The following is a 21,437-nucleotide window of genomic DNA, read 5'->3' on the forward strand; positions in this document are numbered from 1 at the left end:
CGCGAAAGCTGATCAGCGCTTGCGCCGCCGCTTGGTGGCGCGCTTGATCTCGGCCAGCCGCGACTTGACGGCCATGCGACCCGGTCCACCGCCGCGGCGTCCCTTAGACGGACCGCGCGGCAGGGTCGCGCCCTCCAGCTCCAGCAGGTCCAGCAGCAGCCCCCCGGTCAGGGGCAGTGCCTCGGCCAGGCGCACGGTCACCCGCTGTCCGATGCCGATCTCCAGGCCCGTGTCGCTGCCGATCAGCATCTGGCGGTCGGGGTCGAAGTGGAAATATTCCTGCCCGATGGCGCGGATGGGCAGCAGCCCGTCGGCCCCCGTCTCGTCCAGCTTGACGAAGGCGCCGAACTTCTGGATGCCGCTGATGCGGCCGGTCATCTCGGTGCCCACGCGTTCCGCCAGGAACGCCGCCAGATAGCGGTCGGTCGTGTCGCGTTCCGCGGCCATGGATCGCCGCTCGGTCTCGCTGATATGGGTCGCGGTCTCGGGCAGGCGTTCGACCTGATCCTCGGTCAGCCCGTCCTTGCCCCAGCCATGCGCGCTGATCAGCGCCCGATGCACCACCAGGTCAGCGTACCGCCGGATGGGCGAGGTGAAATGCGCATAGCTTTTCAGCGACAGGCCGAAATGGCCGAAATTCTCGGGGTGGTAATAGGCCTGGGTCATCGACCGCAGCGTGCTGATGTTGATCAGTTCGTCGAAATCGCTGCCCTCGGCCTGGGACAGCAGGCGGTTCAGGTGGCTGGTGTGCAGCACCTGCCCCTTGGCCAGCGTGAACCCCGAAGCCTGGGCCACCTCGCGCAGCGCGTCCATCTTGGCCAGGCTCGGCTCCTCGTGGACGCGGAACAGCAGGGGGCGCTTGTGACGGGTCAGCTCCTCGGAGGCGGCCACGTTGGCCAGGACCATGAACTCCTCGATCAGCTTGTGCGCGTCCAGGCGTTCGCGGAACGCCACGGCCGTGACGCGTCCCTCGGGCGACAGCTCGATCCGGCGTTCCGGCAGGTCCAGTTCCAGCGGCTGGCGGCGCTCGCGCGCGTCCTTCAGCAGGCCATAGGCATGCCACAGCGGGCGGATCACGTCGTCCATCAGCGGCGCGGTCTGCGCGTCGGGCACCCCGTCCGCGCCCGCCTGCGCCTGCTCATAGGCAAGGCTGGCGCGGCTGTTCATCATGGCGCGTTGGAACCGGTGGCCGGTCTTGTTGCCCTGCGCGTCCAGCCGCATCTCGACCGCGATGACGGGTCGGTCGACGCCCTCGTGCAGCGAACACAGGTCCGCCGACAGCGCCTCTGGCAGCATCGGCACCACGCGGTCGGGGAAATAGGTCGAGTTGCCGCGCCCCCAGGCCTCGCGGTCCAGCGCGCTGCCGGAGCGGACATAATGGGCCACGTCGGCGATGGCGACCCAGATCGTCGCGCCGCCGTCCTCCTCGACGAAGGCCGCGACCGCATCGTCGTGGTCGCGCGCGTCCGACGGGTCGATGGTGACAAGCGGCAGATGGCGCAGGTCGTCCCGCCCCTTCAGCGGCGCGGGCTTGGCGGCCTCGGCCTCGTCCAGCGCCTTCTGCGGAAATTCGTCGGGGATGCCGTGCTGGTGGATCGCGATCAGGCTGACCGCGCGGGGCGCCGACGGATCGCCTAGACGTTCGATGATGCGCGCCTGCGGCAGGCCCATGCGGCCGCGTGGGCCGATCTGTTCGCCCTGCACCAGTTCGCCGTTCTCGGCATCCAGGGTGGCGTCGGCACGGACGCGCCACTCCTTGTCCTGGCCCTTGTCGATGGGCAAGATACGGCCGCCCTCGCTGTCCTTGCGAAAGATGCCGGTGATGCGGTTCGCGCTGGCCGTGATGCGGCGGATCAGGCGGGCGCGGTACTGATAATCCTCGCCCAGAACCGGCATCAGCCGGCCCAGGAACCGGTCGCCACGGCCCAGGGCCGGATCGGCCTTCAGCGGCGCGTACAGGATCCGCGGCATCGGCCCGGTCCCCGACCATTCCAGCGGTCGCGCGAACAGATCGCCCGACCCGTCCGGCGCCAGCAGTTCCAGGACCGTCACCAGCGGCAGCGTCTCGGCGTCCAGGTAATGGCGGCGGCGGCGCTCCAGATGGCCCTCGGCCTCCAGCTCCTTCAGCAGGCGCTTCAGCTCGATCCGCGCGGCGCCCTTGATGCCGAAGGCCTTGGCGATATCGCGCTTGGAATTGGCGTCCGGATTGTCGGACACCCATTCGATGATCTGCGCCTTGCTGGGGATCTGGGTCTGGGTCATCGGCTCACTTCAGGTCCAGGGCCATGTCGCGATGCGGGATGCCCGCGTCGTCATAGACAGGACCCTCGGCGACGAAGCCCAGCTTTTCATAGAAACCCATCGCATGGGTCTGCGATCCCAGCCGCACCTGGCGCACGCCGCGGGCGGCCAGCGCGTCGATGGCGGCCCGCATCAAGGCGGCCCCCGTGCCGGTTCCGCGCTGGTCGGCCAGCACGCAGACGCGGCCGATCTTGCCGATGTCGTCCTTGACCAGCAGGCGCGCGGTCGCGACCGGACGGTCCTCCGCATCGGTCGCCAGCAGGTGGACGGCGTCGCCGTCCAGGTCGTCCATCTCCTCGGCCTCGGGGACGTTCTGCTCCTCGATGAAGACGGTGCGGCGCAGCGCGTGGCAGGCGGCCAGGTCGGTCGTCTCGACGATGGTCATGCAAAGAACCTTTCCAGGATACGCTGATAGATCACCTGCAGCTGGCGGACCTGCTGGGCGGGGACACGTTCGTCCACCTGGTGCATGTGGGCACCGACCAGCCCGAATTCCACCACCGGGCAGTGATCCTTGACGAAGCGCGCGTCCGAGGTGCCGCCCGATGTGGACAGGACCGGCTGCCGGTTCGTCTCCTGCTGGACGACGCCGCGCACCATGTCGACGAAGGGGCCGGGCGCGGTCAGGAACGCCTCGCCCGAGATCTGGGCCTCGACGCGCAGCGTCACGCCGGTCTGCTCCTGCACCGCCGCCGCGCGGTCGCGCAGGCGGTCCAGCAGGCCCGCCCCGGTATGCAGGTCGTTGAAGCGGATGTTGACCACCGCCACCGCCTTTTCCGGGATCACGTTCGACGCGGGGTTGCCGCAGTCGATCGTGGTGATCTGCAGCCCCGAGGGGTCGAAATGATCCGTCCCCTGGTCCAGCGGCTCGGCGGTCAGGTCGGCCAGATAGCGGGTCAGCGCGTGCAGCGGGTTCAGCGCCTTGTGCGGATAGGCGGCATGCCCCTGACGACCCTTGGCGGTGATGGTGTAGGTGGCCGATCCACGCCGGCCGATCTTCATCATCTCTCCCATCACCTCGGGGTTCGACGGCTCTCCGACGATGCAGGCTTCCATGCGTTCGTCGTTCGCGGCCATCCAGTCCAGCAGGGCGATGGTACCGTCTCGGGACGGGCCTTCCTCGTCGCCGGTGATGGTCAGGATCACGGCCCCGTCCGGGGGCGTCTGGCGCACGAAATCCACCGCGGCGCAGACAAAGGCCGCGACCCCGGATTTCATGTCGGTGGCGCCCCGGCCCCAGATCACGTCGTCCGCGTCCCAGTGGCCGGAGAACGGCGGATGCGTCCAGGATGCCGGATCACCCGGCGGCACCACGTCGGTATGCCCGTTGAAGCCCATGGCCCGCGCCCCCTTGGCGCCCCATCGCGCGAACAGGTTCGGCGTGCCGTTGCGGTCGACGCGGTGGCAGTCGAAGCCCGCCTCCTCCAGCATCTCCTGCAGCAGGACCAGGGCGCCGCCCTCCTCGGGCGTGACCGAGGGGCAGCGGATCAGGCGGGCGGTCAGGTCGGCGGCGTCAGGCATCACAGGCTCCAGAGATCAAAGGCGCGGCGGATCAGGTTCAGCCCGGTCAGGATCAGCAGCAGCAGCGTCCAGCGGCGGAACTGTTCGACATCCAGCCGGTCCTGCAGCGCAAACCCCGCCATCATCCCCGCAAAGGCCGGGAAGCACAGGACCGCGGACAGGGGCAAGGTCGATGCGTTCAGCAGGCCGGAAAACAGGTGCGCCACCGTCAGGACGACCGCGCCGATCAGGAACACGACGCCCTGCACCCGCACCTGTTCGCGCTTTTCGGTGCCCACCGACAGCAGATAGACGATCAGCGGCGGCCCCCAGATGCCCGAGATGCCGCCGTACAGTCCGCCGATGACGCCCGACCACCCCTCGGCCCGCCTGCGGTGGCGCAGGTTCAGGACCAGCGGGCGGCCCGACAGCTGCCACAGCGCGAACAGCGTGATCGGCACGCCCAGCAGCGCGTACATCACCCATTGCGGGATCACCGCCGCGAACCCGGCGGAGACGCAGATGAAGATGCCGACCATCGCGATGTGCAGGCGGAACTTGACGGCCGAGGCCACGGCGGCGGGCCGCCCGTCGCGCACGGCCTGCTGGATGTTGGTGAACAGCGTCGGCAGGATCATGGCCGCCAGGGCCACCGGTGCCGGCATGATCGACCCGAAGGCCGAGATCATGATCATCGGCATGGCAAAGCCCAGGGCCCCCTTCACGAAGCCCGCGAAGGCGGTAACCCCGAAGGCCGCCACGAATTGCCAGGGCTCCAGTCCGAACATGGGGGCACGCTAACCGCGACGCCGGGAAAGGAAAAGGCCGCTTTGACGGATCAGCGACACGCGAATCCGGTGCGACACATTAGGTCGCGCGGCGGTCATTGGGCGCAAAATTGTTGCGCTGCAGGTGCGAAGGCGCTACCCATGCTGCAATGCCGCGAAAGGACGAATCGATGAAAGACATGACCCATCAGTCCCAGACCGTCCTGTCCGAACTGGACGATCTGCTGGCCCGCGCCACGGAGGCCCTGCGCGCCCGCGTGATGGTGGACGGCCGCGTCGACACAGACGCGCTGGAGCGGCACCAGCATGCGGCGCATGCCCTGTCCTGGCTGGCCACCTATGTCATGTCGCTGCGTCAGCTGGCCGACTGGTCGGCGCGCGTGGACGGCCCTGTCGAGGCGCTGATCACCCGCATCGGCATGGGAGAATACCTGACCCAGATCCTGGGCGGCATCCCGATGAGCCAGACCGAATTCGCGCGCCTGTCCGATCTGGGCGTGACGTGGCAGCCGTCGGAACAGGCGCTGTCGCTGATGGCGGGCAACACGCCCGAGGCGCGGGCCGAACTGGCCGCCCTCATGGCGCGCGACGCCGGCGCGGCGATTTTCGGCGCCAGCGGCCTGGACGAGGATCTGGAGATGATCCGCGACCAGTTCCGCCGGTGGAGCGACGACAAGGTCGCCCCCCATGCCCATGGCTGGCACCTGCAGGATCAGCTGATCCCGATGGAGATCATCAGCGAACTGGCCGAACTGGGTGTCTTCGGCCTGACTATCCCCGAGGAATTCGGCGGCCTGGGCCTGTCCAAGGCCGCGATGGTCGTCGTGTCCGAGGAGCTGTCGCGCGGCTATATCGGCGTGGGCTCTCTTGGCACGCGCAGCGAGATCGCGGCCGAGCTGATCCTGTGCGGCGGCACCGAGGCGCAGAAGGCGCACTGGCTGCCGCGCCTGGCCAGCGGCGAGACGCTGCCCACCGCGGTCTTCACCGAACCCAACACCGGCAGCGACCTGGGCAGCCTGCGCACCCGCGCGGTCCGGGACGGCGGCGATTGGGTGGTGACCGGGAACAAGACCTGGATCACCCATGCCGCCCGCACGCATATCATGACCCTGCTGGCGCGCACGGATCCCGCGACCGACGACTATCGCGGGTTGTCGATGTTCATTGCCGAAAAGACCCCCGGCACCGATGCCGACCCCTTTCCCACCCCCGGCATGACCGGCGGAGAGATCGAGGTCCTGGGCTATCGCGGGATGAAGGAATACGAGCTTGCCTTTGACGGGTTCCGCGTCGACGGCGCGAACCTTCTGGGTGGAGAGACGGGCCGCGGCTTCAAGCAGCTGATGGAGACGTTCGAATCCGCCCGCATCCAGACCGCGGCGCGCGCGATCGGGGTGGCGCAGAACGCGCTGGACCTGGGGCTGCGCTATGCGCTGGACCGCAGGCAGTTCGGCAAGCCGCTGGCGGCCTTTCCCCGCGTGGCCGACAAGCTGGCGATGATGGCTGTCGAAATCATGATCGCGCGGCAGCTGACTTATTTCAGCGCGTGGGAAAAAGATCACGGTCACCGCTGCGATGTCGAGGCCGGGATGGCCAAATTGCTGGGTGCCCGCGTGGCCTGGTCGGCGGCCGACAATGCCCTGCAAATCCACGGTGGCAACGGTTTCGCGCTGGAATATCCGATCAGCCGGGTGCTGTGCGATGCCCGCATCCTGAACATCTTCGAGGGCGCGGCAGAAATCCAGGCCCAGGTGATCGCGCGCAGGTTGTTGGGCTGATGCGCGCGCGGGCTGGATCGGCGCCGAAAATGACGCTAGACCACCTCAGCCCCGCTTGTCTGCGCCCATAGGAGCCTGCCCATGTCCCTGACGATCCGCCCCGCCCTTGCCTTGGCCGCCATCGCCACGTTGACCCTGTCCGCCTGTTCGGAACCGGCGGGCGACCCGATGGGCGGCATCCCGGCCAACGACTATGTGCTGGTGGGCATCGGAAACGGCACCGTGCCGCTGCGCAACATCACCCTGACGACCCGCCCCGAGGGCGTGTCCGGTCGCGGGCCGTGCAACGGCTATGCGGCCAAGAACACCGTCCCCCTGCCCGCCGTCGCCTTCGAGCCGCTGCAAACGACCGGTGTCACCGACTGCAAGGATCTGGCCGTCGAACAGCGCTTCTTCGAGGCGCTGCAGCAGGCCAATTCGATGGAGTTCTATGGCGGCGTTCTGCGCATCAAGGGCCCGACCTGGCTGATCTTCGAAAGCGGCCGCCCCGCTGAACAGGCCACCGACGCGCTGTCGGCCGCCCGCGGCAACCAGTAAGTCTCAGCCGTCCTGCGGCCCCGCGGCGGGCCGCAGCAGGCGCCGCACAAGCCGCCCCCGCGCGGCGGGCAAGGGGCGTCCGACCAGGTCGGGCGCCATCCGCCGTTCCAGGAAATGCCCGGTGATGGCCAGCCCCTGGGCCAGGTCGCGGCCGCGATTGTCACCCGCCCCGCCCATGACCGCCGGCAGTGGCAGCAGGCGGTCGGCCCAGTCCCCCGCCCCCTGCCGGCTGACCGCACGGCCCGATCTTGGGCTGACATAGGCCAGCCCCTCGGTCGCGCCGGTCACCGCGCAGCTGGCAAGGTCCAGGCCGAACCCCATCTCGTCCAGCAACAGCATCTCCCACACCAGATAGGCGGGCGGCCAGTCGGCACCCGCCTCGATCTGGTCCAGCAGCGCCTCGGTCCGCTGGACCAGCATCGGGTGCGGATCGCGTTCGGGCAGCGCAAAGACCAGCAGCGCGCAGACGGCGTTCAGGCCGGCAAGCGCGGTCGGATCGGCCATCAGCCCCGCCCGCATCCGCAGCGGCTCGGCGGCAAAGCTGCCCAACTGGTCCGACTGGCGCGCGCGCCAGCGCAGGGTCAGCCGCGCGCCGGGCTGCAGCATGGCGGCGCGTTTCTGCGATGCCCCGCCGGGGACGACCCCGGCATGGCGCCCGTGTTCAAGGGTCAGCACGTCGATGATGACGGCCGTCTCGCCATGGGGACGGCGGCCGATCACGGTGCCTTCTGCCTGCCATTCCATCACAGCCTCCGGGTCCGCCGACACAGCTTGCGCGATCCGGCCTGCGGGGGCCAGAGGGCGTCACGCGGGCCACGGTCGCGCGCCCCGTCGGCATGGGGCGCCTATTGCATGCGCCGGGCGGCCAGGTCGCGACGGTCGCGGCGTCTCTGGCCCGCCTGGCGGACCAGCGTCACCGAATAGATAACCAGCGCCGCCCAGATCATCGGGAACGCGATCAGGCGGGCCCCGTCGAAGGGTTCGCCGAACAGCACCACCGCGCACAGAAAGATCATCGTCGGCGCGATGTATTGCAGGATGCCGATGGTCGACAGGCGGATCAGCTTGGCCCCGTTGGCATAGAACAGCAGCGGGATCGCCGTGACCGGCCCGCATCCCAGCAGCAACAGCGCCTGGCCCCAGCCGGCGCCAGTGAAATGCGACTGGCCCTGCAGCGCCTGCCAGATCAGGAAGCCCGCCGCCAGCGGGGTCATCAGCAGCACCTCCAGCGTGAAGCCCTGGTTGGGGCCAAGCGGCAGGCTTTTCTTGCAATAGGCATAGAGGCCCCAGGACAGCGTCAGGCCGATCGCCACCAACGGCAGGCTGCCCGCCTGCACCGTCAGCACGATCACCGCGGTGGCCGCCAGCGCGATGGCCGCGACCTGCCCCCGCGTCAGCCGTTCCCCCAGCAGCGTCGCGCCCAAAAACACGCTGAACAGCGGGTTGATGTAATAGCCAAGCGCCGCGTCAAGCGCGTGATCGTTCGAGATCGCCCAGACATAGATCAGCCAGTTGACCGAGATCAGCACCGCCGTCAGCGCCGCCATCGCCAGCAGGCGCGGCTGGCGCAGGGCTTGGCCGACCTCGGCCGCGCGGCCCTGCCACAACAGGACGGCCGCCGCGATGGGCAGCGACCAGACGATGCGATGGGCGATGATCTCGGCCGCGGGCAGATGCGCCAGCGCCTTCATGTAGATCGGCAGGAACCCCCACAGCCCATAGGCCGCGACGGCATAGGCAAGGCCCTTGGGCGAATCGGTCTGCGGGGTGCTGCTCATGGCGTGATGCATATTCTGCAAACAGCGACCCTGCCAGAGGTCAGAACAGCCCGTCGCGATCCAGCAGCGTGGTGCCATCGCGCGATTCGATCTCGATCACCCACAGGTCGCGGTCGCGGGACCGCTGGCGGGCGATGGCAGCGTCGATGTCACGCTCGGTGCCCCTGTCGGTCGCGACCCAGGGACGGGTGTCGCTGTCCATGTCCCATTCGCGCATCCACAGTGCGGCGGTGCCGTCCAGATGGGCGCATTTCACCGCGATCGCCCCCGCCGTGTCGTCGCCGCGCGCCAGCACATAGGCGGGGATGTTGGCCTGAGCCAGGCGGGCCAGATAGGCCGCGACCCACAGGGACGCGGCCAGGCGGGCCTCAGCCATCGCCGTCGCGGAAGTTCAGGCCGATCTCGTCATAGCGTTCGGCCTCGTTCTCCCAGTTCTCGCGGACGCGGACCTGCAGGAACAGATGGACGCGGCGGCCCATGAACTCCTCCAGCTCGACGCGGGCGGCCTGACCCACGGCCTTGATCGTCTCTCCGCCGCGGCCCAGGACGATGCCCTTGTGGCCCTGGCGGGCGACATAGACGACCTGTTCGACGCGGGCGCTGCCGTCGTCCTTCTCCTCCCAGGCCTCGGTCTCCACCGTCAGCTGATAGGGGATCTCCTCATGCAGACGCAGGGTCAGCTTCTCGCGGGTGATCTCGGCGGCGATCATGCGCATGGGCAGGTCGGCGATCTGATCCTCGGGGTACAGCCACGGGCTTTCGGGCAGGCTGCGGGCCAGCCAGCCGCGCAGCTGCTGACAGCCATGGCCGCGCATGGCCGAGATCATGAACGTCTCGGTGAAGGGATAGGCCTCGTTCAGCTGCTGAGACAAGGCCAGCAGGGTCTCGGCCTTGACGCGGTCGATCTTGTTGATGATCAGCGCGACGGGCGTCCCCTTGCCCAGGTCGACCAGCTGATCCAGGATCGCCTGCGTGCCGTCGGTCAGGCCGCGATGCGCCTCGACCAGCACCAGTACGATGTCGGCGTCCGACGCCCCGCCCCAGGCCGCGGCGACCATGCTGCGGTCCAGCCGGCGGCGCGGGCGGAAGATGCCCGGCGTGTCGACAAAGACGATCTGCGCGGGGCCGTGCATGGCGATGCCGCGGATGCGTGCGCGGGTCGTCTGGACCTTGTGGGTCACGATGCTGACCTTGGCGCCGACCATCTGGTTCAGCAGCGTGGACTTGCCCGCATTGGGCTCTCCGATCAGGGCGACGAAGCCCGCGCGGGTGGGCCCGTCGGGTTGCGCCGCGGGCGGCTGATCGGGGGCGATGTCGTCGTCGGTCATGTCAGTCCTTCCAGCCGATCCAGCAGCGATTGCGCGGCGGCCTGTTCGATGCTGCGCTTGGTGCCCGTGCCGCGGGCCTGCGCGTCGCGGCCGTCTTCCAGCCGCACGGTGATCAGGAAGACCGGCGCATGGTCGGGGCCGCTGCGTTCGGTCTGTTCATAGACGGGGGGCGGCATGCCCTGGGCCTGGGCCCATTCCTGCAGGGCGGTCTTGGCGTCGCGGCTGTCGGCATCGACCCGCGCCAGACGCGGCGCCCAATGGCGCAGCACGACCTGACGGGCCGCATCGAAGCCCGCATCCAGATAGACGGCGGCCAGCACCGCCTCCATCGCATCGGCCAGAAGGGCGTCCTTGCGACGCCCGCCCGACAGCATCTCGGACCGACCCAGCTTCAGCACGTCGCCCAGAGACAGCTCGCGGGCCACCGCGGCGCAGGTCTCTCCGCGCACCAGCGCATTGTAGCGCGGGGCAAGCTGGCCCTCGCTGGCGGCGGTGTCTGCAGTGAACAGCGCCTCGGCCATGACCAGGCCCAGGACGCGGTCGCCCAGGAACTCCAGCCGCTGGTTGTCGGGCCGCGTGACGCTGGCGATCGAGCCATGCGTCAGCGCGCGGATCAGCAGTTCGGGCCGCGCGAATTCATGCCCCAGACGGGCCATGAAGGCCCGGATGTCGGCCGAGGGCGTCAATTCACCGCCTTGAAGAAGCGGTCGGACCGCCACGTCCAGAAATACAGCAGCGACCGCCCCGCCGACGAGAACATGATGCGGTCGGCGCGGCCGATCAGGTATTCGGCGGGCACGAAGCCCAGGCCGCCGATCTCGGCCGGGAAACGGCTGTCTTCGGAGTTGTCGCGGTTGTCGCCCATGAAGAAGTACTGTCCTTCGGGGACGGTGAAGGTCGGCGTGTCGTCGGCCACCCAGCCATCGACGATGTTCAAGATGTCATGGGTGTTGCCGCCCGGCAGCGTCTCGGTCATGCGTTCGCTGATGCAGTCGCCGCCCTCGGGCACCGGGTCGTTCACGCAGCGCGGGATCAGGCCCTGCGGCCCCTGCTGTTCCTTGACCTCGATGAACTCGCCGGCGGGGGTGACCTGGACCGGCTCTCCGTTCAGCCACAGGCGGCCGCCGCGCATCTGCACGGTGTCGCCCGGCAGGCCGATCACGCGCTTGATGAAATCGACGTTGCGGGTCGGGTGGCGGAACACGGCAACGTCGCCGCGCGCCGGTTCGCGTTCCAGGATGCGGCCGCTGATCGGGCACATCGAGAACGGGCAGCTGTGCGCGGAATAGCCATAGGCCATCTTGTTCACGAACAGGAAATCACCGATCAGCAGCGTGTCCTTCATGCTGCCCGACGGGATCCAGAAGGGCTGGAAGAACAGCGTGCGGAAGATGCCCGCGATCACCAGCGCCCAGAAGATCGTCTTGATCGTCTCCCAGATGCCGTCCTTTTTCTCGGGCGCTGCCGTTGCCATTCCGCGTGGTCCTCTTATCCCTCGGGCCGGGGCCCTGCGTCGCGTGTTCATGGGCCGGGCACAGGGTCAAAGTCAAGCAGGCGCAGGGCCGGGACGCGCCTCGATCACCACGAAGGCCTGCGCCCAGGGGTGGTCGTCGGTCAGCGTGACATGCACGACCGCGTGATGATCGGCGGGCGTCATCGCCGCCAGCCGGTCCGCGGCCCAGCCCGTCAGCGCCATGACCGGCTGGCCCGACCGCAGGTTCGTCACCGCCATGTCGCGCCAGCTGATGCCCATGGCAAGACCCGTGCCAAGCGCCTTGGAGCAGGCCTCCTTGGCGGCCCACCGCTTGGCCAGGGTGCCGGCCTCGTCGGCGCGGCGGGCAGCCTTGGCCAGTTCGGTCGGCGTGAAGACCCGGTTGCGGAACCTGTCGCCAAAGCGGTCCAGCGTCCCCTGGATGCGGTCGATGTTCGCCAGGTCCGTGCCGATGCCAAGGATCATGCCGTACGTCCCGACGGGTCTTTGGACAGGAAAGGGATCACGCCCGCGCCGCGTCCATGCGCGCGCGCATCTCGCGGATCGCACCCTCCAGCCCCAGGAACACCGATTCCGAGATCAGGAAATGCCCGATGTTCAGTTCGGCCACCTGGGGAATGGCCGCGATGGGACCGACCGTGTCGAAGGTCAGCCCGTGGCCCGCATGGACCTCCAGCCCCAGGTCATGGGCCAGCGCGGCACCCTCGCGCAGGGCGGCCAGTTCGGCGTCGCGCTCGGCGTGGCGGCCTTCGGTGTCCAGATCGCAATAGGCGCCGGTGTGCAGTTCGACCACCGCCGCGCCGATCCGGGCGGCGGCGCGGATCTGGGCGGGTTCGTGACCGATGAACAGCGACACCCGACAACCGGCCTCGCGCAGCGGCGCGATGTATCCGGCCAACGCGTTGTCGTTGCCCGCGACATCCAGACCGCCTTCGGTCGTACGCTCCTCGCGCTTTTCGGGGACGATGCAGACGGCATGCGGACGATGGCGCAGGGCGATGGCCTGCATCTCCATCGTGGCGGCCATCTCGAAGTTCAGGGGCTGGGTCAGGTTGGCCATCAGCGCGTCGATGTCGGCGTCGCTGATATGGCGGCGATCCTCGCGCAGATGGGCGGTGATGCCGTCCGCGCCCGCGGCCTGGGCGATCAGCGCGGCCCGCAGCGGGTCGGGCCAGGGCGTGCCCCGCGCGTTGCGGATGGTGGCGACGTGGTCGATGTTGACGCCAAGGCGCAGCATGGGTTCCTCCGGGATCGGGTCGGGCGCAGTCTAGCCGCGCGCCGGGGCGGATGCCAGTTCGGTCGCCACCGCCCACCAGCCGTTGCGCGCAAGGGCCGCAGCCGCGCGCTCCGCGGCGCCGGGGTCGGCAAAGATGCCGAAGCAGGTGGCCCCCGATCCCGACATCCGCGCCAGCCCCGCGCCCTGCCCCTCCAGCGCCTGCAGCACGTCGGCGATGACGGGCGCCGCGGCGATCGCGGGGGGCTGCAGGTCGTTCCGGGTGGTGCCCAGCCAGCCCAGCAGCGCATCGACATCGGCAAAGGCGGGAATGGGCGGCAGGGGCGGATTGTCGCGCGACCGCAGGCCCGCGAAGATCGCCGGGGTGGGCACGCCGATGCCGGGATTGACCAGCACCAGGTGCAGCGGCGGCAGGGCGGGCAGCGGGGTCAGCACCTCTCCGACGCCCTGCATGCGCGCGGGCGTCGAGGCCAGGCAGACCGGCACGTCGGCGCCAAGCCGTTCGGTCCCATCGGGCAGCGGATGGCCCATCCGCGCCAGCCCGCGCAGCACCGCCGCCGCATCGGCGGACCCTCCCCCGATGCCCGAGGCAACGGGCAGCGCCTTGGTCAGCCGGATCGCGGCCTGTCCTCCGACCAGACGCGCGGCGCGCAGACACAGGTTGTCATCGGTGGACAGACCCGCCGCGAAGGGGCCGTCGATGCTCAGGGACAGCGGGCCGGGGGTCAGGGCGATGCTGTCGCCGACCGCCGCAAAGCAGACCAGCGAATCCAGCAGGTGATAGCCGTCGGGCCGCCGATCCGTCACGTGCAGCGCCAGGTTCAGCTTGGCGGGGGCCGCCTCGATGATCATTCGGCCGCGTCGGCCTCTGTCTGCGGGGCCTGGGTGGGGTGGCTGGCGACGGGGCCGTCCTCCTCGTCCATCACCGCGTTCAGGCCGCGATCCAGCTTGGCGCGGATGCGGTCGGCATCGACCTCTCCGCTTTCGCCGGGCTCCAGCGACAGGGCGCGCTGCCACTGGATCTGCGCCTCGCGATGGCGGCCGACCATCCAGTAGATGTCGCCCAGGTGGTCGTTGACCAGCGGATCGGCGGCCATCGTGGCGATGGACTGCTCCATCGGGGCCACGGCCTCCTGATAGCGGCCAAGCCGGAAATAGGCCCATGCCAGACTGTCCAGAATATAGCCGTCGCCGGGCGACAGCTCGACCGCGCGCTTGATCATGTCCAGCGCCCGGTCCAGGTTCTGGTTCCGGTCGATCCAAGAATAACCCAGATAGTTCAGCAGGCTGGCCTGATCGGGGCGGATCTCCAGCGCGGCCAGCAGGTCGGCCTCGGCGCGGTCGAACTGGCCCACACGCTCCAGCGAGATGCCGCGCGCGTAAAGCGGGAACCAGCGCGCCTCGGGCGGGGCGTCGGCCAGAAGGTCCAGCGCCCGGTCATAGCTTGGGATCGCCTCGGCGTATTTCTCCTGCTGGCGGGTCACGTCGCCAAGCGCGATCCAGGACTGCGCCAAGCCCGGATAGGCCGCGGTCAGCGCCAGGGCCGCGCGCTCCGCCTCGGCGGGGCGTTGGGCGCGCGACAGGGCATCGATGCGCGACAGCTCGGCCTGGGGGCGCATCTCGCCCATGCGGCGGACGGCATCGAACTCGGCCTCGGCCAAGTCGAACTGCTGGCGGTCCTGCAGCAGCTGCGCGGTGGTCAGCCGGGCCTCGGGGTTCTGGGGCGCGATCCAGGACGCCAGCCGCGCATGGATCAGCGCCAGCGGTTCCGGGTCCGGGCTGCTGGACAGGGCCGAGGCAAAGGACAGCAGCAGATGCGCGATTCCGTCCGCCGGGCCGCCCACCACGTCGAAGGGCACCGGCTGCCCCTGTTCCAGGCGCTGGCGCAGGGCCAGCAACTGCGGCTCGGCCTCCAGCCCGTCGATCTGGGACAGCAGCGCCAGCGCCTCGTCGCCGCGATCCAGCTGCGACAGGATCTGGACGCGGGCGGTCAAGCCCATCAGGTGGCCACTGGCCTCGGACTGCACGATCAGGCGGTCGGCGGCCTCATAGTCGCCCGCCAGCGCCCGGGCCAGCGCCAGGTGATAGTTCACGATGGGGGCCAGGTCCGCATTCGCGGCCATCGCCTCGAATGCCGCGATGGCGTCGGTGGCGCGTCCCGCACCCAGCAGCGCCCAGGCACGGATGGTGCCGTCCATCAGGTCCTGGTCCAGCGGGACGTCCGGCGCATGGGTCGCGTCGATCAGGTCGACCACGCCCTGCCAGTCCTCGGCCCGGACCAACTGTGCGCGGCGCAGAAGGCCGGCCAGTTCCGTGGGACGATCCTCGTCGAACAACCGTTCGGCCATGGCCACCGCCTGATCGACATCGCCCGCCGATGCCAACGCGACCAGCGCGCTGTCCTGCAGATAGACGTCCTGCGGATCCTGCGCCGACGCCATGACGAAATAGCGCGCCGCCGCGCGAAAGTCGTTCTCGACGGTCGCCATGCGGGCGGCAAGATAGGGGCCGGCCAGGCCGCTGATCTGCGCGGGCTGCTGCGTCGGCTTCGGTTCGGGCGGGCCGTCCTGCGCCAGAGCCGGCAGGGCGGTTCCCGTCGTCAGCGCAGCCAGTACGGCAAGACGCAGCAGGGCAGCAAGGGGGCGGGTCTGGGTCAAGAGCGGCACTTCCGGAAATCACATTTGCGTTGCCCGCAAGCCTAGCGGCCGGGGCCAAGGCAGGCAACGCCCCTGCCCCAAGGTTTCATCACATGTTCGAGTAATCACGCATGTTTTGGATTTTGATAGGGCCCCTTGAGGCATATCGCCGGTTGCCGTTGAAGACCGCAGGATGCGCTGTCTGTAGCGCAAGGCGACGAAGGATAGCCGCCCTGATCAGTTTGCAATTGTTAGCCGACGTACCGTCACGCTTGCCGAAAACTGAGGCATCGGCAGCAATCCGTGAAAATCGAACCATGTAACGGCATGATTTCGCCGCTTTTGTCCCGGATGTCACCTCTGCCTAGGCGTTTTGCCAATGTGCATGGTACGATCTGTTAACCAAGATCGAAACGGCCATCTGCTCGCATCCTGGTTTCTGAATGAAACGCTGTGGCCACCTGTCCTTGCAGGGGGTCGGCTATCGAATGGAGGGGTCGGATGATCGCAGCCAATCTTGCCTTTGCCCTAGCCGTGGCCATCGGCGTCATGATGCTGTTCCTGGTTAACGGGTTCGCATATTGGGAATGCCTCACGGCCTATGCGCTCTGCGGAGGATTCTCGGTGCTGGCATTTGCTTGGGCATCGGCATCGCGGACGCCCGTCCGCACAGACCAAAGGTCATGACGGACGGGCACGTTGCCTGACTGGTAACCTATGACACAAGGGAACGACCGGCGACGGGACGACCCTTATCTCTGACAATCGATACGCACGTCTTAGACTTGTGCATATGGTGCAATACGTCAATCTAATATAAGGTTGAATATAAATTAATAGTTCACGCTTAAGTTGTTAATAAAAGTTTTGATATTGCCATAGTGGTCGCGCGCGATCGTTTTTTGAAAACTGTTTAGAGTTTTGATAAGATAGCAAGCGCATCAACATTTTACGCCTTATTCGACGGTGCACTTCCCGCTCTACGCCTCAATTATCGCTTAGATTAGATTTGCGAACCGTATCCCCACAGGGGCAGCACGCAACGCAGTGTGTCTTCTGCTGGATCTTCCGATCACCTTTGACAGGGCCATTGATATAGTTCGCCGACAGAATATCGCGCTGTTCTGGCAGATCCGACGCCGTTCCTCAGCTTGAGTTCGTCCCACATGGGACACAGCACAAACCGCGCAGCGCAAGATCGCGTTAAAGTTGCATTAGGGTGTCCGGGTCATACTGAACCTTCCGGTTTCCTGATCGGACCGCGTGCTGCCCTGCCCGTCTCGGCCGCCGCCGTCCCTGCGACCATCTGAGGTGAGCATGACCACGACCCCGACCGCCCCTGCCCTTGATCTGTACGAGATCGGCGAACAGCACGACAATGACAGCTGGCTGATCTCGGACTGGGCGGCCGGGCAATCAAGCATCATGCAGTGGTCGGATGACAATGTCCGCGTCGGCGCGGATGGTGCCATCGAACTGGTCCTGGGCCGGTCCCCATCCGGATCGCCCCGTCCCTATCAGAGCGGCGAGATTCAGGGCGCCCAGATCGCCACCACCGGAACATGGGGATGGACCGTGCAGGCCCCCGACATGCAACCGGGCGCGGTATTCGGACTGTTCACCTACAAAGCGGACTGGCAGCATCAGCCTTGGGTTGAATTCGATTTCGAATTCGTGGGGGGCGACACCACGCAGGTCCAGCTGGCCATCCACATGGAGGACGCTGCCGGAAACCATATCACGCTGAATGACGCCGGCCAGCGGCGCGCGGTGATCGACCTAGGCTTTGACGCGGCGGAAGGTTTTCACACCTATGAAGTCACCGTGACCGACCGTTCCGCCGTCTTCTATGTCGATGGGCGTATCGTGGCGCAATTCAGCGCCGCGGACATGCCCGGCGGCATCTGGAACATTGGCCCCATGTCCAGCTATGTCGATCTGTGGGCGGTGGCCCCGGGGCAGGAAGGCTGGGCCGGCCGATGGACCGATCCCGGAGAGCCGTTGGTCGCCCGCATTGCCGGGGCAGAGATCAGGCCCGGCGAATACGGCAGTAGCGTTCCCCCCGGCCCCGTGGTCGGCGGGCCGGGTCCGACCCCCGATCCGGTCCCCGGCTTTCCGCTGTTCCCCGCCGATGCCCCTCCGGGCAGCATCATTGGCAGCGCAGGTGCCGATCGCCTGCGCGGGACCGCGGCAAGTGACACGATGTTCGGGCTGTCGGGCAATGATGTCATCGACGGCATGGCGGGCGCCGACAGGATGTACGGCATGGCCGGCGACGACGTCTATCACGTCGACAACGCGGGTGACCGGGTGATCGAAACGGCGAATGGCGGTCGGGACGTCGTGCATGCCGGCGTGTCCCACGCGCTGTCCGCCCATGTCGAGCATCTGGTGATGACCGGTACGGGGCGGGTGACCGGTGTCGGCAACGATCTGGCCAACCGCATGACCGGCAATGGGGCCGATACCATCCTGCGCGGCGCGGGTGGCGCGGACACGATTGCGGGCGGCGGCGGGGCTGACAGCCTTTTCGGCGGGAACGGAAACGACGTCCTGCATGGCGGGGTCGGCGACGACATGCTTTGGGGCGGGGCGGGCAACGACACGATCGATGGCGGCGCGGGAACGGACTGGGTCTCGTTCATGGGTCAGGCGCGGGCCGCGCGGATCGATCTGGCCATGACGGGCGCGCAGGCCACGGGGCACGGGGCCGACGTGATCCGCAATGTCGAGAACATTCACGGCGGGATGGGAAACGACATCCTGCTGGGCGACGCCCGGGCGAACGTGATCCGCGGCGGGTTCGGTGCGGACATCCTTCACGGCAGGCAGGGCAATGATCGCCTGGACGGTGGGGCCGGAAACGACAGCCTGAACGGCGGTGCGGGACGCGATCAGCTGTGGGGCGGCGCGGGGGCCGATGTCTTCGTCTTCGGTCACGGTGCCGGGCGTGATGCGGTCATGGATTTTCAGGACGACATCGACACGATCCGCATGGTCGACTTCGGGATCGCCAGCTTGGCGCAGGCGCGGGACCATGCCGCGCAGATCGGCGCGAACGTCGTCTTCGATCTTGGGGACGGTGACGTGCTGACGGTGCGCAACATGACGATCGAGGGGCTGGGCAACGACCTGATCTTCGTCTGACCGGGATCGGCCCGTGACGCCCGGCCCATGCGGGGCCAAGCGTTACGGGCGACGGCATGCGCCCATCAGGCCGGGTCGGCAATGACCTCCTGGCGCTGCTGGCCCAGCCCCTTGATGCCCAGTTCGACGACGTCGCCCGCCCGCAGGAAGCGTTGCGGCCGCATCCCCATCCCGACGCCCGGAGGCGTTCCGGTGGAAATCACGTCGCCCGGATGCAGCGTCATGAACTGGCTGAGGTAGTGGATCAGGAACGGCACCTGATAGACCATCGTCGCCGTCGACCCGTCCTGCATCGTCTGACCGTTCACGCTCAGCCACATCGCCAGATCCTGGGGATCGGCGATCTCGTCCGGGGTGACCAGCCAGGGGCCGATCTGGCCGAAATTGTCGCAGGACTTGCCCTTGGTCCACTGGCCCGCGCGTTCGGTCTGGAACGCCCGTTCGGATACGTCGTTGGTCACGGCAAAGCCCGCGACATGGGACATGGCGTCGGCTTCGTCGACATATTTGGCAGGCTTGCCGATGATGACGGCCAGTTCGACCTCCCAGTCGGTCTTTTCGCTGCCGCGCGGGATGATGATCGGATCGTTCGGGCCGCAGATCGCGCTGGTGGCCTTCATGAAGATCACAGGCTCGGGCGGGACCTGCATGCCGGATTCGGCGGCATGGTCGGCATAGTTCAGGCCGATGCAGATGAACTTGCCGGTGCCCGCGACGGGCGGGCCCAGACGCGGATCGCCCTGGACCAGCGGCAGCGTCGCCGGATCAAGGCGCGCCAGGCCGGCCAGTGCATCGGGATGCAGCGCCTGTCCAGACAGGTCCGACACATGCGCCGACAAGTCACGGATCTGGCCGTCCGCGTCGATCAGGCCGGGTTTCTCGGCGCCCGCGGCACCAAAGCGAACAAGTTTCATGTCGTCTTCCTTGGGTCAGAGTGTCCAGCCGCCGTCGATGCAGACGGCTTGGCCCGTGGTATAGGTCGCGCCTGCCAGATACACGGCCAGATCGGCGATTTCCGCCGCATCGGCGATGCGCCCCATGGGCTGGCGCGCGACGAAGGCCGCGCGGGCCGCCACGGCATCGCCCGTCGCGGCTAGGCGGTCGTCCAGGGACGGCGACTGCACCGTGCCGGGGCAGATCGCGTTGCATCGGATGCCGTGGCCCACATGATCGGCGGCGACCGACTTGGTCAGACCCAGGACGGCGGCCTTGGTGGTGGAATAGGCAAAGCGGTTGGGCACCCCCTTGATAGACGATGCGACCGAGGACATGTTGATGATCGCCCCCCGCCCCCGATCGACCATCCCCGGCAGGACCGCCCGGATCGTGCGCATCATCGATCGCACGTTCAGGTCGAACGCAAATTCCAGGTCGGCCTCGGATGCCTCCATGATGCCGCCCGCATGCACGACCCCGGCGCAGTTGAACAGCACGTCCACCGGTCCCAGATCGGCAAAGAACGCGGCCACGGCGGCGCCGTCCAGCACGTCCAGGCGCGCGGTGCGGCACCCGTCCAGCGTCGAGAGCCCGTCCATGTTGATGTCGGTGGCGATTACCTCGGCACCCGCTGCGGCAAAGGCCAGCGCGCTGGCGCGGCCGATCCCCTGGGCCGCCGCGGTGATCACGACGCGCTGTCCGGTCATGGGGGTTGGTATCATTCGCTGTCCTTTCACTTACATCACCGCGCCGATCTGCCAGGGCACGAACTCGACCGCGCCGAACCCCTGCGCCTCGCTTTTCGTCGGGGCACCGGAGGCGACGGCCAGCATCAGGTCGAAAATCTCGTGCCCCTTCTCCTGCAGGGTCGCCCCGGAGAGGATGGCACCGCAATCGACATCCATGTCCGGCTCCATCCGGCGCCACAGGTCGGGGTTCGACGCGATCTTGATGCAGGGCACAGGGCGATAGCCCGACACGCTGCCCCGCCCGGTGGTGAAGGCGATCAGGTTGGCCCCCGACGCGACCTGCCCCGTCACCGAACAGGGGTCATAGCCGGGGCTGTCCATGAAGACGAAACCCGGCCGGTCGATGGGTTCGCCATAGCGATAGACCGCCGACAGCGGCGCGCTGCCCCCCTTGGCCACGGCGCCCAGGCTCTTTTCCAGGATCGTGGTCAGGCCGCCGCGCTTGTTGCCGGGCGAGGGATTGTTGTCCATCTCTCCGAAGTTGCGGGCGGTGTAATCCTCCCACCATTCGATCAGGTCGATCAGCTTGCGGCCGGTCTCGGGATCGGCGCGTCGGGTCAGCAGATGTTCGGCGCCATAGATCTCGGAGGTTTCCGACAGGATCGAGATGCCCCCCTGCGCCACCAGCAGATCAGAGGCGATGCCCAGGGCCGGGTTGGCCGTGATCCCGGAATAGCCGTCCGACCCCCCGCATTGCATGCCCATCACCAGCGCGGATGCCGGCGCGGTCCGGCGCGTGGCACGGTCCGCCTCGGCGGCCAGTTCGCGCAGGATCGCCACGCCCTTGTCGACGGTGGCCCGCGTGCCGCCCGTCTGCTGGATGGTCATATAGCGGAACCGGGCGCTGTCCTTCAGCGCGCGCCGGTCGATCAGGTCGGGGATCTGCATGACCTCGCAGCCCAGGCCCACCATCAGGATGGCGCCGAAATTGGGGTTGTGGCCATAGCCCGCGATGGTGCGGAACAGCGTCTCGTACCCTTCGCCCTTGCCGGACATGCCGCAGCCGGTGCCGTGCACGATGGGCACGATGCCGTCCACGTTGGGGTAATCGGCCAGCCAGCCCTGACGCTCTGCCTCCTCGGCGATGAAGCGGGCGACCGATCCCGCGCAATTGACCGAGGTCAGGATGCCCACATAATTGCGCGTGCCCACCCGCCCCGATGGCCGGTGAAACCCCTGGAAGGACGCCGGAGCATGGGGGGCGGGCACCGCACCCGCCGCGCTGCCAAAGCC

21 protein-coding genes are annotated in these 21,437 nt (G+C 68.0%); 4 read left to right on the plus strand and 17 right to left on the minus strand.

What is annotated here, in order from left to right:
* Positions 1–12: 12 nt before the first annotated feature.
* Genes rnr through TW83_RS01550 form a run of 4 tightly spaced genes read right to left on the minus strand, consistent with a single transcriptional unit; the run spans position 13 to position 4,589 of the window.
* On the minus strand, positions 13–2,262 hold the full coding sequence (rnr, locus tag TW83_RS01535) for a ribonuclease R (protein ID WP_045981016.1): 2,250 nt from the start codon (positions 2,260–2,262) through the stop codon (positions 13–15).
* 4 nt (positions 2,263–2,266) lie between these two features.
* A complete protein-coding gene (locus TW83_RS01540; protein WP_045981017.1) occupies positions 2,267–2,686 on the minus strand; it encodes a GNAT family N-acetyltransferase in 420 nt (139 codons plus the stop codon).
* Complete coding sequence (dapE, locus tag TW83_RS01545) at positions 2,683–3,822, minus strand: succinyl-diaminopimelate desuccinylase (protein WP_045981018.1); 1,140 nt, start codon at positions 3,820–3,822, stop codon at positions 2,683–2,685. Before dapE ends, TW83_RS01540 begins: the two co-directional genes overlap by 4 nt.
* Positions 3,822–4,589, minus strand: coding sequence for a sulfite exporter TauE/SafE family protein (locus TW83_RS01550; RefSeq protein ID WP_045981019.1), 768 nt, complete (start codon positions 4,587–4,589; stop codon positions 3,822–3,824). The genes dapE and TW83_RS01550 overlap by 1 nt, the downstream gene beginning before the upstream one ends.
* 170 nt (positions 4,590–4,759) lie before the next feature.
* Here TW83_RS01550 and TW83_RS01555 point away from each other — a divergent pair, with 170 nt between their 5' ends.
* Together TW83_RS01555 and TW83_RS01560 are read left to right on the plus strand one after the other, a co-directional pair.
* Positions 4,760–6,367 carry an acyl-CoA dehydrogenase family protein gene (locus TW83_RS01555; protein ID WP_045981020.1) on the plus strand — a complete coding sequence of 536 codons (1,608 nt, stop codon included), beginning with the start codon at positions 4,760–4,762 and terminating at the stop codon, positions 6,365–6,367.
* Between the two features lie 81 nt (positions 6,368–6,448).
* A complete protein-coding gene (locus TW83_RS01560; RefSeq protein ID WP_052714564.1) occupies positions 6,449–6,904 on the plus strand; it encodes an META domain-containing protein in 456 nt (151 codons plus the stop codon).
* 3 nt (positions 6,905–6,907) lie between these two features.
* On the opposite strand, the gene recO is transcribed toward TW83_RS01560, so the two are convergent.
* From recO to TW83_RS01610, 10 genes are all read right to left on the minus strand, one after another.
* On the minus strand, positions 6,908–7,651 hold the full coding sequence (gene recO, locus TW83_RS01565; RefSeq protein WP_045981034.1) for a DNA repair protein RecO: 744 nt from the start codon (positions 7,649–7,651) through the stop codon (positions 6,908–6,910).
* Between the two features lie 98 nt (positions 7,652–7,749).
* Positions 7,750–8,682 (minus strand): EamA family transporter RarD, encoded by a 933-nt coding sequence (gene rarD, locus TW83_RS01570; protein ID WP_045981021.1) that lies wholly within the window; start codon positions 8,680–8,682, stop codon positions 7,750–7,752.
* A gap of 40 nt (positions 8,683–8,722) precedes the next feature.
* The gene (locus TW83_RS01575) at positions 8,723–9,058 is read right to left on the minus strand and encodes a DUF1491 family protein (RefSeq protein ID WP_045981022.1); all 336 of its coding nucleotides are present in this window, start codon (positions 9,056–9,058) and stop codon (positions 8,723–8,725) included.
* A complete protein-coding gene (gene era, locus TW83_RS01580) occupies positions 9,051–10,010 on the minus strand; it encodes a GTPase Era (RefSeq protein ID WP_045981023.1) in 960 nt (319 codons plus the stop codon). Before era ends, TW83_RS01575 begins: the two co-directional genes overlap by 8 nt.
* The gene (gene rnc, locus TW83_RS01585; RefSeq protein WP_127897782.1) at positions 10,007–10,696 is read right to left on the minus strand and encodes a ribonuclease III; all 690 of its coding nucleotides are present in this window, start codon (positions 10,694–10,696) and stop codon (positions 10,007–10,009) included. The genes era and rnc overlap by 4 nt, the downstream gene beginning before the upstream one ends.
* Positions 10,693–11,484 carry a signal peptidase I gene (gene lepB / locus TW83_RS01590; RefSeq protein WP_045981024.1) on the minus strand — a complete coding sequence of 264 codons (792 nt, stop codon included), beginning with the start codon at positions 11,482–11,484 and terminating at the stop codon, positions 10,693–10,695. Before lepB ends, rnc begins: the two co-directional genes overlap by 4 nt.
* Before the next feature lie 72 nt (positions 11,485–11,556).
* On the minus strand, positions 11,557–11,967 hold the full coding sequence (gene acpS / locus TW83_RS01595) for a holo-ACP synthase (RefSeq protein ID WP_045981025.1): 411 nt from the start codon (positions 11,965–11,967) through the stop codon (positions 11,557–11,559).
* Positions 11,968–12,004: 37 nt separating this feature from the next.
* On the minus strand, positions 12,005–12,739 hold the full coding sequence (locus TW83_RS01600) for a pyridoxine 5'-phosphate synthase (RefSeq protein WP_045981026.1): 735 nt from the start codon (positions 12,737–12,739) through the stop codon (positions 12,005–12,007).
* Positions 12,740–12,769: 30 nt separating this feature from the next.
* Entirely contained in the window at positions 12,770–13,588 is an 819-nt protein-coding gene (locus TW83_RS01605) for a 4-(cytidine 5'-diphospho)-2-C-methyl-D-erythritol kinase (RefSeq protein WP_045981027.1), read from the minus strand.
* Complete coding sequence (locus tag TW83_RS01610) at positions 13,585–15,393, minus strand: tetratricopeptide repeat protein (RefSeq protein ID WP_239441263.1); 1,809 nt, start codon at positions 15,391–15,393, stop codon at positions 13,585–13,587. The genes TW83_RS01605 and TW83_RS01610 overlap by 4 nt, the downstream gene beginning before the upstream one ends.
* 480 nt (positions 15,394–15,873) lie before the next feature.
* Between TW83_RS01610 and TW83_RS01615 the strand changes: the two genes are divergently transcribed.
* Complete coding sequence (locus TW83_RS01615) at positions 15,874–16,059, plus strand: hypothetical protein (RefSeq protein ID WP_045981028.1); 186 nt, start codon at positions 15,874–15,876, stop codon at positions 16,057–16,059.
* Between the two features lie 630 nt (positions 16,060–16,689).
* On the plus strand, positions 16,690–18,519 hold the full coding sequence (locus TW83_RS01620; protein ID WP_045981029.1) for a family 16 glycosylhydrolase: 1,830 nt from the start codon (positions 16,690–16,692) through the stop codon (positions 18,517–18,519).
* A 65-nt stretch (positions 18,520–18,584) separates the two neighbouring features.
* Here the strand turns inward: TW83_RS01620 and TW83_RS01625 are convergent, their stop codons facing one another.
* The 3 genes from TW83_RS01625 to TW83_RS01635 all read right to left on the minus strand — a co-directional run.
* On the minus strand, positions 18,585–19,433 hold the full coding sequence (locus TW83_RS01625; RefSeq protein WP_045981030.1) for a fumarylacetoacetate hydrolase family protein: 849 nt from the start codon (positions 19,431–19,433) through the stop codon (positions 18,585–18,587).
* A gap of 15 nt (positions 19,434–19,448) precedes the next feature.
* A complete protein-coding gene (locus TW83_RS01630; protein WP_204245706.1) occupies positions 19,449–20,162 on the minus strand; it encodes an SDR family oxidoreductase in 714 nt (237 codons plus the stop codon).
* Positions 20,163–20,192: 30 nt separating this feature from the next.
* Positions 20,193–21,437: UxaA family hydrolase (locus TW83_RS01635; RefSeq protein ID WP_045981032.1), on the minus strand; the 1,245-nt coding region annotated here is incomplete at its 5' end.

The organism is Paracoccus sp. S4493 (assembly GCF_000967735.1).
Classification (GTDB): Bacteria; Pseudomonadota; Alphaproteobacteria; order Rhodobacterales; family Rhodobacteraceae; genus Paracoccus; species Paracoccus marcusii.

Bases quoted from the DNA above. Each gene is read 5' to 3' on its own strand.
- TW83_RS01555 (WP_045981020.1), top strand. From the start codon at position 4,760: ATGAAAGACATGACCCATCAGTCCCAGACCGTCCTGTCCGAACTGGAC.
- lepB (WP_045981024.1), bottom strand. From the start codon at position 11,484: ATGGCAACGGCAGCGCCCGAGAAAAAGGACGGCATCTGGGAGACGATC.
- TW83_RS01550 (WP_045981019.1), bottom strand. From the start codon at position 4,589: ATGTTCGGACTGGAGCCCTGGCAATTCGTGGCGGCCTTCGGGGTTACC.
- era (WP_045981023.1), bottom strand. From the start codon at position 10,010: ATGACCGACGACGACATCGCCCCCGATCAGCCGCCCGCGGCGCAACCC.
- acpS (WP_045981025.1), bottom strand. From the start codon at position 11,967: ATGATCCTTGGCATCGGCACGGACCTGGCGAACATCGACCGCATCCAG.
- TW83_RS01575 (WP_045981022.1), bottom strand. From the start codon at position 9,058: ATGGCTGAGGCCCGCCTGGCCGCGTCCCTGTGGGTCGCGGCCTATCTG.
- TW83_RS01560 (WP_052714564.1), top strand. From the start codon at position 6,449: ATGTCCCTGACGATCCGCCCCGCCCTTGCCTTGGCCGCCATCGCCACG.
- TW83_RS01615 (WP_045981028.1), top strand. From the start codon at position 15,874: ATGATCGCAGCCAATCTTGCCTTTGCCCTAGCCGTGGCCATCGGCGTC.
- dapE (WP_045981018.1), bottom strand. From the start codon at position 3,822: ATGCCTGACGCCGCCGACCTGACCGCCCGCCTGATCCGCTGCCCCTCG.
- TW83_RS01540 (WP_045981017.1), bottom strand. From the start codon at position 2,686: ATGACCATCGTCGAGACGACCGACCTGGCCGCCTGCCACGCGCTGCGC.
- TW83_RS01600 (WP_045981026.1), bottom strand. From the start codon at position 12,739: ATGCTGCGCCTTGGCGTCAACATCGACCACGTCGCCACCATCCGCAAC.
- rarD (WP_045981021.1), bottom strand. From the start codon at position 8,682: ATGAGCAGCACCCCGCAGACCGATTCGCCCAAGGGCCTTGCCTATGCC.
- TW83_RS01605 (WP_045981027.1), bottom strand. From the start codon at position 13,588: ATGATCATCGAGGCGGCCCCCGCCAAGCTGAACCTGGCGCTGCACGTG.
- rnr (WP_045981016.1), bottom strand. From the start codon at position 2,262: ATGACCCAGACCCAGATCCCCAGCAAGGCGCAGATCATCGAATGGGTG.
- TW83_RS01620 (WP_045981029.1), top strand. From the start codon at position 16,690: ATGACCACGACCCCGACCGCCCCTGCCCTTGATCTGTACGAGATCGGC.
- TW83_RS01625 (WP_045981030.1), bottom strand. From the start codon at position 19,433: ATGAAACTTGTTCGCTTTGGTGCCGCGGGCGCCGAGAAACCCGGCCTG.
- TW83_RS01630 (WP_204245706.1), bottom strand. From the start codon at position 20,162: ATGACCGGACAGCGCGTCGTGATCACCGCGGCGGCCCAGGGGATCGGC.